General features: G+C 56.6%; 11 protein-coding genes. 9 read left to right on the top strand and 2 right to left on the bottom strand.

Annotated features, from left to right (window positions below):
* Positions 1-38 precede the first annotated feature (38 nt).
* Positions 39-1,160, bottom strand: coding sequence for an ABC transporter substrate-binding protein (locus QQG91_RS15255; RefSeq protein ID WP_285772409.1), 1,122 nt, complete (start codon positions 1,158-1,160; stop codon positions 39-41).
* A 123-nt stretch (positions 1,161-1,283) separates the two neighbouring features.
* Between QQG91_RS15255 and QQG91_RS15250 the strand changes: the two genes are divergently transcribed.
* Both QQG91_RS15250 and QQG91_RS15245 read left to right on the top strand, forming a co-directional pair.
* Positions 1,284-2,045, top strand: a complete 762-nt coding sequence (locus tag QQG91_RS15250) for a class I SAM-dependent methyltransferase (RefSeq protein ID WP_285772408.1) — start codon at positions 1,284-1,286, stop codon at positions 2,043-2,045.
* A 243-nt stretch (positions 2,046-2,288) separates the two neighbouring features.
* Positions 2,289-2,966, top strand: a complete 678-nt coding sequence (locus QQG91_RS15245; RefSeq protein WP_285772407.1) for an NYN domain-containing protein — start codon at positions 2,289-2,291, stop codon at positions 2,964-2,966.
* 221 nt (positions 2,967-3,187) lie between these two features.
* Here the strand turns inward: QQG91_RS15245 and QQG91_RS15240 are convergent, their stop codons facing one another.
* A complete protein-coding gene (locus QQG91_RS15240) occupies positions 3,188-3,496 on the bottom strand; it encodes an HIT family protein (RefSeq protein ID WP_285772406.1) in 309 nt (102 codons plus the stop codon).
* A gap of 349 nt (positions 3,497-3,845) precedes the next feature.
* Here QQG91_RS15240 and QQG91_RS15235 point away from each other — a divergent pair, with 349 nt between their 5' ends.
* The 7 genes from QQG91_RS15235 to QQG91_RS15205 all read left to right on the top strand — a co-directional run bounded on the left by QQG91_RS15235 (position 3,846) and on the right by QQG91_RS15205 (position 12,566).
* Positions 3,846-4,580 carry an alpha/beta fold hydrolase gene (locus tag QQG91_RS15235; protein WP_352232135.1) on the top strand — a complete coding sequence of 245 codons (735 nt, stop codon included), beginning with the start codon at positions 3,846-3,848 and terminating at the stop codon, positions 4,578-4,580.
* Between the two features lie 497 nt (positions 4,581-5,077).
* Positions 5,078-5,812 carry a pseudouridine synthase gene (locus tag QQG91_RS15230; RefSeq protein ID WP_285772404.1) on the top strand — a complete coding sequence of 245 codons (735 nt, stop codon included), beginning with the start codon at positions 5,078-5,080 and terminating at the stop codon, positions 5,810-5,812.
* 147 nt (positions 5,813-5,959) lie between these two features.
* A complete protein-coding gene (locus QQG91_RS15225) occupies positions 5,960-7,003 on the top strand; it encodes a TAXI family TRAP transporter solute-binding subunit (RefSeq protein ID WP_285772403.1) in 1,044 nt (347 codons plus the stop codon).
* A gap of 20 nt (positions 7,004-7,023) precedes the next feature.
* A complete protein-coding gene (locus tag QQG91_RS15220) occupies positions 7,024-7,476 on the top strand; it encodes a DUF1850 domain-containing protein (protein ID WP_285772402.1) in 453 nt (150 codons plus the stop codon).
* Positions 7,473-9,455: a TRAP transporter permease gene (locus QQG91_RS15215; RefSeq protein WP_285772401.1), complete on the top strand. Its 1,983-nt coding sequence runs from the start codon at positions 7,473-7,475 to the stop codon at positions 9,453-9,455. Before QQG91_RS15220 ends, QQG91_RS15215 begins: the two co-directional genes overlap by 4 nt.
* Positions 9,456-9,477: 22 nt before the next feature.
* On the top strand, positions 9,478-11,244 hold the full coding sequence (locus QQG91_RS15210) for a sensor histidine kinase (protein ID WP_285772400.1): 1,767 nt from the start codon (positions 9,478-9,480) through the stop codon (positions 11,242-11,244).
* Positions 11,241-12,566: a sigma-54-dependent transcriptional regulator gene (locus QQG91_RS15205; protein ID WP_285772399.1), complete on the top strand. Its 1,326-nt coding sequence runs from the start codon at positions 11,241-11,243 to the stop codon at positions 12,564-12,566. The genes QQG91_RS15210 and QQG91_RS15205 overlap by 4 nt, the downstream gene beginning before the upstream one ends.
* Position 12,567: the final 1 nt, after the last annotated feature.

The following is a 12,567-nucleotide window of genomic DNA, read 5'->3' as shown; positions in this document are numbered from 1 at the left end:
CTTGGGCAAGGCAGGGCGCTAAAGCGCCCCGCACCATTTTAGTTCAGAGAAACCCAGTAGCCTTCGCGGTATGGCACCGGAAGGAAGCGATCGTGCAATTCGCGAAGGGTGGCTTCGGGGTCTAATTCGGCGAACAGTTCGGGGTGGATCCACTTGGCCAGCTGCTGCACCGCAACAAAGCTGTATGGATTGTTATAGAACTGGTGCCAGATCGCGTGGACGTTGCCCGTTTCGAGGGCCTTGATACCCGTAAAGGCCGGGCGTTCGGTCAGCGCGGCCAGCTTGGCGCGTGCCGCGTCCATATCGGCACCCGGCGCGACGCCAACCCATGCACCGCCCGGAACATAGGCTTCCCAGTTGCCGCCGGTCACGACGACGATATCCGGGTTCGAGGCGATGATCTGTTCCGCGTTCACGGTGCCGAAAGTGCCGGGAATGAATGGAGTCGCCATGTTGGTGCCACCTGCGATCTCGACCATCTCGCCAAAATTCGCGGCGCCAAAGGACATGCAACAATCCTCGGCATAACCGCCAGCGCGTTCGACGAAAACCAGCGGACGAGCCAGATCTGGCTGAACTGCGATCACGTCAGTGACCTTGGCGACCTGTTCGTTGAAAAAGGCGTTGAACTCAGCCGCTCGGTCTTCTTCGCCGTATAGTGCACCGATGATTTCCATAGACTGGGTTGTGTGGGCAAAGGGATCTTCACGGAAGTCGACGTAAACGATCGGAATGCCGACGGCGGCAAGTTTCTCCTCGTAACCGGCTTCGTCGGTGGCGGCTTTGGATTCAAGGTTAAGGATCATCACGTCGGGGTTCAGCGACACGGCCTGCTCGATGTCGAAAGTGCCTTCCTTAAATCCTCCAAAAGCGGGCAGTTCATTGATTTGCGGAAACTTTTCCGTATAGGCGGCAAAGCTGTCCGGATCCGCTTTGCCGAAATCGTCGCGCCAGCCAACGACACGCTGGAACGGGTTTTCCGGTTCCAGAACGGCGGTAAAGAAGGACTGGCGGCCCTCGCCAAGGATCACACGCTGGACCGGCGTTTCGATTTGCACTTCGCGGCCTGCAACGTCGGTGATGGTGACGGTTTCGGCAAAGGCGGGCAGGGCGATCAAGCTCATTGCACCAAGGTAAAGCGGTTTCAAGAAGGTCTGCATTTTGTCCTCGTTGGTTGATGTCGTGTGTTTTCATCAAACCATACAAAAAGAGTCAAGAATTATTCTTGACTTTTTTAGTCAGAAATTTGCAACTAGGGCCACCACCAAGAATTGGAGCTTGCTATGAACCAGGTCAGTAACCGCAATATCCGCGATGAAATCCGCGACTACTGGTCGGCGCGTGCGGAAACCTTTGACAATGACCCGGGTCATAAAATCGCGGAGGGGGATGAGTGCCGAGCATGGACTGCTCTATTTCTCAGGCACTTGGGCGACGCGCGTGGGCGGCGTTTGCTTGACCTCGCCTCGGGCACAGGCGAGATCGCGATGCTGTGCCACGACATGGGATTCCGCGTCACAGGGCTGGATTGGGCCGAACCTATGCTGGCCCGCGCAAGGGCCAAGGCAAAAACCGCAGGCGCAGACATCACGTTTCTCGAGGCCGATGCCGAGATAATCCCTGCCCCCTCGGGGTCGCAGGATGTGATCGTCACCCGCCATCTAGTCTGGACGCTGGTCGATCCACTGGCCGCGTTCCAGGAATGGCGCCGCATTCTGGCGCCCGACGGGATGCTGCTGATCGTTGACGGGGATTTCGTGAAAAAAAGCCTGCTAAGCCGCGCGCTGACAAAGCTGTTTGGTTCATCCTCAACGCACCATCCCCATGCGCGGAACTGGCACGAAGATATCCTGTCCCAAGTCCATTTCGCAAATGGCGCACGCGCCGAAGCGGTGGCTGATCTGCTGCGACGAGCGGGATTCACCGAGGTGCGGATCGACTCCCGCCTGACCGCGATCCACCGCGCTCAGGCGCGCCAGTTCGGCTGGCGGAAATCGCTGATGCGTCGAAGCGAGCACCGCTACGTCATAACCGCCCGCCGTTAAGGCTTCCTGCCCCGAACATACCTTGGTTGGGACGATACCCCGAAGCAGTCGTCCATGTCTTGGTGCAGCATATGCCGGCGGCCAAGGTCGGTAGTCGGTAAATGTGGTGCCGAAGCCGCACAGTCCGCTCCCCGTTGCTTCAGAAGGCAACGATATGCCCTTTCCCAACCTCTGGCGCGGATTCGCCCGATTTTCGGCGCATTTCGCTCTCAGGTTAGCGCAAATCTAAGAGACGAGGGCGCGATGAGGGCTATTGCGGTATTGATCGACGGGGACAATCTGTCTGGCAAGCATGCGGCGCGAATTATGCAGGTCGCGGCGGCGCTTGGTCGACCGACAGTGTTACGGGCCTATGTCGATGCGCAACGTCCCAGCGATTGGCACGCAGTGCATGGCTTTCGCCTGATGCACGCGGGGATGGGAAAAAATGCCTCGGATTTGCTGCTGGCGCTCGACGCGGTTGAACTCGCGCTGCGCGACGAGGTAGATCAATTCGTGATTGCGAGCTCTGATGGCGATTTTTCGCATCTGGCGCTTCGGTTGCGGGAATACGGGGCTTTGGTCACAGGCGTGGGTGAGGGCAAGACACCGCAGACCTTCCGCGCAGCTTGCGCGGATTTCGTGGAGATCGGGGCGCCGCATCTTGCTTCGGTTCCAAAGCTGCCTGCCTCAGATCCCCACGGCGTATTGGACAAAAAAATCCGGGCGTTGATGACCGAGCAAGGTTGCCTGAGCGAAGGTATGCGGATTGCGGCACTTGGCCCGATGATGCATGCACGGCATGGCACGCGCATTAGCACCTTTCCGGAACGCACCTGGCGAGCCTATCTGGCGGCGCGCCCAGAGCTTTACGTCCTGGACCCACGGGGGCCGGAAGCCCGTGTGCGCCTGCGCATGGGAAAAGCCGACACAGCGGCCTGAGCCACATGCGCACCTAGAAGCAAGGCCCACAATTGCCGTGCCCACGGTCTACGCCTCGCTAGCCGTTGGGACGTCGAAGCGAATGTCTGGTATTGGCCCTTTGCGGACATTGGCCATGGCCTTACACCGCTGCGGTGCGGCCCGTCAGAGGAGACATTCGCTGCAACTGCAATTCTCCAACCATAGCGAACTCACACTGTGTGGGACAATGCTGCCGTTCGTCAACTTGTTGATCTAAACAACGTGTGGATACCCAAGCCCTCAGATCTTTCTCCTTTGAAACGACCTATCACATGCAAATGAGCGTGAAACACATCTTGACCCGCAACCGCCCCAACATTCGAGCCGATGGCATAACCTTTGGCACATTTTTTGTCTAAACGGTCTTTGACAAAGGCAAGCGCGTCCCCAATTTCCGACCATTCTTCAGCACTTAGCTCGAACGGCGTTTCGATATGCCGATGTGGAACTATAATCGCTTGATCGGGTCTGTGTTCTTCAATTGACCCCAGAATAAAGAAATGCTCCATGATTGCTTAGGGTCGATCTATCAACAAATCGTTCGAGCGGCAAAACTGACAGTTCGGCTGAGAGCATGTGTCCATAGAGATAGTATTCCGATCTTCTGGAACTTTCACAATAGGCTCGAAGCCGACATTCGATGCGATGCAGCATCGTGATTTGGCGCTCTTCAATCTGGCCATGGACAGCAAGCAGCGTGGCTGCGATTTGAATTGCATCCTTGGCCTGGAGTGCAGACAATTCAGGCGCCAATAATTAAATGGGATGGCTTATATCGACTTTTAGTTGCATCTTTGAGATGCAAAAACCTGAAGCAATTCTATATAAATAGGTGGGTAGCGCGCGGGTGGAGCCAGTATTTTTTGTCACGGTAAGCCGGGAAGCAAAGCCGATGCCACCTTGCTTCTTAACGTCAATCCCGACGCAGATATTGTTGCGGTAGATCTTTTAGCCAATACCCCAGAAGACGTTGATGTAGCGTTTTCCAACGCGCTGCATTCCAAGGTGATTGCTTCGCACAATAGAGGGGTAGTTCTGGTCGGGTTTTCGATCGGCGGTATGGCTGCGATCAAGATCGCCGCGACACGTCCCGGTTTTGTCTCACGGCTCGTTCTCATTTCACCCGCGGCGCGATTGTCGATGGGGAATTTTCTTCAGGGTATGGCTGGTAAGCCTGTGTTTGAGCTCGCCATGTCGCATCCGAAATTGTTTCGTCTGTTGACTGTATTCCAAGGTTTGATGACCCGTTGGTCGCCAGAACGGACAGCTGGCGCTTTCTTCAGGAACTGTGGTGCCGCAGAAAGAGCACTTTTCGAAGATCCTGCATTCCAAGCCAGCCTGAACCAGGCGCTTGAGGAGTGCTTCCTGCGGCGACCAGATGCATATCTCGCGTTCATCAATGCCTATGTCACTGATTGGAGCGAGACAATCGACCTGGTTCAATGTCCGGTAGAACTCTGGCATGGGACCAACGACACTTGGTCGCCGCCGGAAATGTCATACCCGCTTGCCAAGCGGTTCGGTGAAAAAGCGACTCTGAGAATGGTTGAGCACGCTAAGCACTACTCGACAATGAGCCAAGTCATCCTCTAGCAACTGTATCTTTCAAGGGCGGCGAGGCTCACACTCCTCTGGATGATGCTGGTGGAAGGTCCACTACTTCATTGCTTTTGTGAAATCTTCGCACATGCAGAGAAGGTCTGGAACCCGCCCTTAAAACGCTTGAAAAAGCAGATCCTTCGGCCACTGCTTCAATTTTCTTAATTTACATAACATTGATTATGCGTTTTGCGATTTTATTGCCTGATACGTCAATCACTGCCGCGCTTGATCAACTTGGTTGGCCGCTTCGGACTAGCGATGCCTTTAGTTGCAAACACCAATACATGCAGTGAATCTCGATGGATGTTGACAAAGCGACCTTCGTCGAAGACCGACAATCACAATAACGGTGTCTTCTAAATCTGTCGGAAAGTTAATAAACTGCGTAGCTCGTCTATCGGCGGTCTTTCAATGCAAGCGGCACGAACATCACGCTCCGTATTGTTGACGCCCTTCGCCATTCAACTGCACTTTGAAGAACCAAAAGAATGTCCAGAATAACAACTTCGCGCGTCGACAAGCTGTTGTCCTCTATGGGATATGGTTCACGTAAAGAGATGGCACGACTGGCCAAGGCCGGTGGGATCATCCTTGATGGTGGAGAGCTTTCGGACGTTACCAAGCGCATCCCTGTAACCCAAGATTTGCCGACCCGTATGACCATCGATGGTGAACCGCTTGATCCCGTTGCGGGTATGGTCCTCCTTTTGAACAAACCGTTGGGCATGACGTGTTCCCACAAGGAAGACGGCGCGTTGGTCTATGATATTTTGCCCCGTCGTTGGAAGTCGCGCACGCCGATGATTTCGAGTGTCGGTCGTCTGGATAAACAGACCTCGGGTCTTCTGCTGCTGACGGATGATGGCGATCTTTTGCATCGCATCATAAGCCCCAAACGGCACGTTAAAAAAACCTATCGCGCGAAATTAGCGCGGCCTCTCACCGGCACCGAGGGCGAACTGTTTGCTTCTGGCCAAATGATGCTTGAGGGCGAGGACAAGCCGCTGGCGCCTGCCGAGCTCGAAGTCCTTTCGCAAACCGAAGCCTTGCTCAGCGTTTTTGAAGGGCGATATCATCAGGTCCGGCGCATGTTTGCGGCGACTGGTAACCATGTTGAAGAACTGCACCGTGAAAGTCTGGGCGGCCTTTCGCTGCCCGCGGGTATGCGTCCCGGCGAATGGAAACTGTTGAGTGAAGCAGAAATCAGCCTGATCTTTCAGTAGGCCAAATCGTGCGACTGCATCCGTCGCGTTTTGGTTGAGAGCACTAAGTTGGCGAAATGCTGCTTCGGGCATGGCGAAGGATTGCGACAGAAGTCATCCTTGGGCGGAAATTCGAGTCCGCGTTTCGCGCGCTGCCTGATATTTTGAATGCGTCGCAGGAAAAACGGAGGCGACACGTTCAAGCATGAAATCTGGGAGGAAACATTGCTTTACACCGGTATTCGCGGGCCCAAGGCCCTGATCGGCGCTGCCGCATTGATGGCAGCTTCATTTGCACAACCGACTCTTGCGCAAGAACAGCTCTCGATCGCCACGGGCGGCACGGGTGGCGTTTATTACCCTATGGGCGGCGGTTTGGCCGAGGTTATCAACAACCATGTCGAAGGCTATTCCGCGACGGCAGAAGTCACAGGCGCTTCGGTTGAAAACATGGGTCTCATCGCGACAGGCGACGCGGACCTTGCCATCGGTCTTGCCGACACCGTCTATCAAGCCTACAGCGGCACGGGCCGTTTCGAAGGCCAGCAATTGCCGATGGTGCGCGGAATTGCATCGCTCTATGCCAACATGGTGCATATCGTTGCGCTTAAGGACAGCGGCATCACAACGCTCGAAGATCTGCGCGGCAAGCGCGTGTCCATCGGTGCACCCGGTTCGGGCACCGAAGTCAACTCGGCGGCCATTCTAGCCGCGAACGGTATCACCTATGACGATATCGAAGAGCAGCGTTTGAACTTCAATGAAACCGCCGATGCTCTTGCCAACGGTGATATCGACGTGGGCTTCTGGTCCGTAGGCGCTCCGACATCGTCGATTCTCAACCTCGCAACCACGCAAGACATCGTGATCCTTGCGCTGAGCGAAGCGGAGCTTGCAGCTGCGACTGCAGCCGACGCGACCTTTGCCGTGACCACCCTGCCCGGAGGTACTTACACCGGCGTTGATCAGGACACCCCTGTCTTGGGTATTCCGAACGTTCTGACCGTATCCTCCGAGATGTCTGATGATCTTGCCTATGCGATCACCAGCGCAATGTTCGAAAACATCGCGGAAATGCAGGCCGTGCACCCTTCGGCGAACCAGACGACGGTCGAGTTCACTCTGAGCGCAACACCTGTTCCGCTGCACCCCGGCGCAATCCGTTACTTCGAAGAGATCGGCGCGACCGTGCCTGATCGCCTGCGCCCATGACCTCAGCGGTTGTAGGAGGAGTGGCTTCGGCCCTCCTCCTCGCCGCACTTACCCTTCCCCTTCGGGCGGAAACGCTTGTCGCACTTCATGAAAACGGCGACGAGATCGTTCGTTTCGACGTGTCTCAAGGGGAAGAATGGTGCGTATTGTGGCACCATTCGGTCAAAGGGTTTGAGGTGTCCGACTGCTATCAGAACCGCGACGGAAACATGGTGCTAGTTTGGTCGCACCTTCCCGATTTCGCCGCAGGTCTCGACCATATCCCTGGTCGCGGGCAACAGATTTCGGACGGCCAAGGCGGTTATATCATCAAAGAGATCAACGAACCTGTCCCGGGCAATGCCTATGTGCTCCGCCCCGGAGCAGGATTTGTCGATCACAGGCTCGTATTCGGCGACAGGACCGTGTCCCTGTCCGCGGTCGCAGCGCATGAGCGTGTGACCATCACCCTGATTGGAAAGAACGTCCCATGACAACAGACTCTGTCCAGACTCCCAACCATCCAGCCCAACCGCCCCTAGTGCGGCGTGCAATCGTCGTCATCGGGATCACGCTATCGCTCTTTCAGCTATGGGTAGCGGGCGTTCAGCCACTTGGCCTTTTTTTCCAAAGACCCATACACCTCGGTTTTATACTGGTGTTGTGTTTCCTGATTTATCCGGCATTCGGTCGCGACAAACCACGCGGTCCGCTCGGATGGGCCATCGATGGGCCTTTAATTCTTGCGGGGATTGCAGCGGGCGCGTGGGTGCCGCTCAACATCGACACCATCGCCAATCAGGTATTCCCACGCCAGATTGACGTCTGGATGGGAATCTTGAGCGTCCTCGTCGTCCTCGAAGGTGCGCGCCGCGCGGTCGGGCTCGGGATGACAATCATAGGCGCGCTCTTCATCGCTTATGCCTTTGCGGGCTCTCGTGGGGAACTGACCTTTCTCGCCGACTGGATGCCCGGTATCCTTAATCACCGCGGCTACTCGCTGGAGCGCGTTGCAAGCCAGATGACCCTCGGTGCAGAAGGTATCTTTGGTATTCCGCTCGGGGTTGCGGCGACCTTTGTCTTTATCTTCGTGCTCTTTGGCGCGTTTTTGGAAGTCACCGGCGCGGGTAAGTTCTTTATCGATCTTGCATACGCTGCGACGGGTCGCAGCCGTGGTGGGCCCGCCAAGGCCGCTGTTATCGCTTCTGCGGGCATGGGTTCGATCTCGGGTTCTGCCATTGCCAACGTGGTGACGACTGGGGCGTTTACCATCCCGCTTATGAAAAAGCTCGGCTACCGCCCTGCTCAGGCAGGCGGTATTGAAGCGGCTGCGAGCACAGGCGGCCAGATCATGCCCCCACTGATGGGTGCAGGGGCGTTCTTGATGTCGGAATTCACGCGGGTGCCGTATGTCGACATCGTTCTTGTCTCTATTTTTCCTGCCTTCCTCTACTTCGGAGTTGTCTATCTGCTGGTCCACATCGCAGCCGTGAAACAAGGCATGACAGGTCTCCCTGCGTCCGAATTGCCGCGCACCAAAACGGTTCTGGCGGAAGGCTGGCATTTCCTTCTTCCGCTTGTGGCCTTGGTTGCGATGCTTGTCGCTGGCTATTCTCCGATGCGCGTCGGCTTTTACGCGATTTTGTCGATCATCGTCGCCGCTTCTGCTCGCGCCCTTTGGACATTTGCAGGCTCTGGCCCCACGATGAACGGCTTTATTGCGCTGTGCCGTCGCGGTTTCGTCCTTTCGCTCGAGGCGTTGGAACTCGGTGCACGTAACGCTGTAGCTGTTTCAATGGCCTGTGCAGTTGCGGGTATCATTGTCGGCGTGGTCGGCTTGACGGGTCTAGGGCTGAAGTTCTCGGCAATGATGATCGCGTTTTCTGGCGGAAACCTTGTCCTTGCGCTTGTCCTTGTCGTCATCGCGAGCCTGATCCTCGGCATGGGGCTGCCCGTGACCGCCGCTTATATCGTGTTGATAATCCTCGTGGGTCCTGCCCTGACAGAAGAATTTGGCGTGCCGCTTTTGATAGCGCATTTGCTGGTCTTCTGGTATTCGCAAGACAGCAACGTGACGCCGCCTGTGGCACTGGCAGGCTTTGCAGGTGCGGCCATTGCGGGGTCCAAACCGATGGAGACGAGTGTTCAGGCATGGAAATACGCCAAGGGTCTCTATCTCATTCCGCTGTTTATGGTTTTCAACGAGGAAATCATCCTTGGTGGTCCGCTGCCGATGGTGCTCTGGAGCGGAGCGATCGCAATCCTCGGGCTCGTCGCCTTTGCGGGCGTGCTCGAAGGCTTCCTGTTCCGACCCATGCAGATCTGGATGCGTATACTCTTGCTTCCGGGGATCATTGGCTTGTTCTGGCCCTCGCTCACGATCGAGTTTGTGGGGGCGGCGCTCGTGGTGGCTCTGCTCGCGCTGAACTGGCATCAGTCCAGAGGAAGCGGGACCCCCGAGGTCGCCGCATGAAACTAAACCACATCGGGGACGCGTGCATTGCACGCGTCCCTTCTTTGCCGAGGTGAACATGGCGCGCGCGCTTCTCTTTGCCTTTTTTGCGGCTGCTCTGGCTTGGTTCGTTTCCTATTCCACGCTGCTCCGAGCAGCGCGTGCCGAACTTGACCAGACCCTTCTTCTGACGACCCGTGCGGTCGGCGCGGAAATCGACCGATTGCGCGCCCTCCCCGCCGTTGCAGCAGAAGACGCCCGCGTCCGTCAGGCATTGGCAGGCACAGGCTCGCTTGATGCCGCAAATGAATATCTTGAAATGATCGCGGATCATGCGGGAGCCGATGAGCTTTTCCTGATCGACGCCTCTGGCAAAACCATTGCGGCATCGAACTGGAAGGAACCGGGGAGCTTTGTTGGACAAAACTACGCTTTCCGCCCCTACTTCCAAGATGCGCTCGCCTTTGGCAAAGGCCAGCTTTACGCCATCGGCGTGACGACGGGTATTCCGGGTTACTTTTTGTCCTCTCGGGTCGAGTTCGAAGGCAAAGAGGGCGTTATGGTGGTCAAACTCGATTTGCGTCCGCTCCAACAAACCTGGCGGGTTGCCAAAGCCGATGTCGGATTGGCCGATGAATTCGGGATGGTGTTTTTGTCTGCACGCCCCGAATGGCAGTATCGCCCTCTGGTTCCCCTCTCCAAGGATACCTTGTCCTTCTTGCTCGAGACACGCGCCTATGAGGGTGTGGACATCGCCGAAGTCGAGCCGCTTTTCACCCGCCCACCCGAGGGTGAAAATGCGCAAGGTGACACATGGATCGCGCGCCTTGGACCAGTTGCCGCAACGCGTGGACAGGTCTTTGCCGCCCGTCCTATGCAAGGGCTTTACCTTATCGCATTTGGTTGGGCCGCGCTCGCGGCCATGGCAGGTCTTGCGGTCGCGGCTTCACTCAAAAGCCTTGAGCAGCGCCGCCAGATTATTGCGATGCGTCTGTCTCAGTCTGAAAAACTCGAAGCGATGGTGGTCGCCCGCACAGCAGAACTTGCCAGAGAGGTCGAGGCGCGAAAGCAGGCAGAGACCGATCTTCGGACCGCTCAAGAGGTTATGATCCATACTGAAAAGATGGCTGCGATGGGCCGCATGTCCGCTGCAATCGTGCATGAGATAAGCCAGCCTCTGGCCGCAATGGAGGCTTCGTTGTCCGCCGCCGAGATTGGCCTTGGCAAGGATGATCGGAAAACCAGCGGGCGCATCGTCAAGGCGCGCGATATGATCCGCCGCATGCAAAGAACGACGAAACATCTCAAGAGTTTTGCGCGCAAGGACACGGTCGAGCTGAGCCTGATCGACCTGCGCACACCCCTGAGGTCCGCGATTGAACTCGTTCTCCCGAGGGCGCGCGCTGTCGGGGTAAAGCCTCTTCTCGAGCTGCCCACCGAAGCGGTTTACGTCATGGCGGGCAATGTCCGCATCGAACAGGTGGTCACTAATCTTCTGCTCAATGCGCTTGATGCTCTGGAGACGACGCCCGACCCAAAGATCAGGATCAATCTGGAAAAAATCGGACCCAAGGCGGTGTTTACAGTCACCGATAACGGCACAGGGATCAAAGACGCCGACTTGCCTCGGGTCGCAGATCCTTTCTTTTCCACAAAGCAGACAGGCGAAGGTCTCGGTCTTGGGCTATCTATTTGCAGGGTAATCCTTGCCGATTTCTCGGGAGAGCTTGATATTCACTCCATAGAGCAATCGGGAACTCAGGTTACGGTGACACTCCCTCTTGCCACGCAGGAGAACGAAACTGCATGACGGGCACGATCTATATCGTTGACGACGACCTCGACCACCTTTCGGCTTTGGCCGATCTTGTCGAAGCGGCAGGATATGAGATCCGTTCGTTTTCCGCCGCGCGCGATCTTCTTGCAGAAATTTCGCCCCTGCCCGATATGGTGGTCAGCGACTTGCGTATGCCTGAAATGGACGGGATCGCGCTGATCCGCGCACTTCGCGAAAAATCAATCGGGGTTCCGGTCGTAATTTTGACCGGGCATGGCGATGTCGTTCATGCCGTCGAAGCCATTCGTGCGGGCGCCGAGGACTTTCTTGAAAAACCGTATGACTCGACCCACCTGCTCTCGGTGATCCGTCGCACACTCGAGGCCGAGGCAGCAAAGCGCGAAGTGGCACGTCTCCAAGGGGTCTTGTGCGAGCGAGAAGATGTTCGGCTCCTTGGACGTTCGCGCGCAATGCGGGCCTTTCGGGCACGGATTTCGGAACTGGCCTCCGTTGATCTCGACGTGGTTATCTTGGGAGAGACGGGAACAGGTAAAGAGCTTGCAGCCCGAGCAATCCACGCGGAGAGCGCGCGCTCCAAGGGTCCCTTTGTCGCGCTCAATTGCGCAGCGCTCTCTGAAACGATGGCCGAGGTGGTGCTCTTCGGGCATGGGTCGGGCGTATTTGCCCATGATGCAAGTGGGCGCGAAGGCAAACTCGAAGCCGCAAACGGTGGGACGCTCCTTTTGGACGAGGTCGAGTCGATGCCTCCCTCAATTCAGCCCAAACTGCTTCGGGTGCTTCAGGAACGGGCAGTGGAAAGGATTGGTGAAACCACGCCTCGTCCTCTCGACATCAGGGTGATTGCGACGACGAAATCTCCATTGAGGCAGGTCAAAGATTTTCGGCCCGATCTTTATTTCAGACTGGCGGGAACAGAGCTTGCGGCGCCGACTTTGCGCGAAGCTGGAGAAGACATCCCACTTATTTTCTCGCATTATGCGCATTTGGCTGCGCGCAGATATGGTCGAGCCGATCCTGAAATCCCTTGGACAATTCAGCAAAAACTCAAGCGCCTTGCATGGACAGGGAATGTGCGTGAATTGAAAGCAAGCGCCGAGGCTTTTGCATTGGGGCTTTTCGACATTTCGGGAACGACTGTCGCCCGCGAGAGCCCGCAGTCTCTTGCGGACCGCGTCGCCGAATTCGAGGCCCGTGAAATTGCTGCCGCATTGGACGCGCACCATGGGAACACGCTTCGCGCTTCGGAAACGCTCGGTATTCCGCGCCGCACCCTGAATGACAAGATGCGGCGCTATGGTCTTACGTCCGACAGTGATCTGGACGGGGATGACTAAT

The organism is Marivivens sp. LCG002 (assembly GCF_030264275.1).
Classification (GTDB): Bacteria; Pseudomonadota; Alphaproteobacteria; order Rhodobacterales; family Rhodobacteraceae; genus Marivivens.
This window is presented reverse-complemented; position numbering and strand designations above follow the sequence as displayed.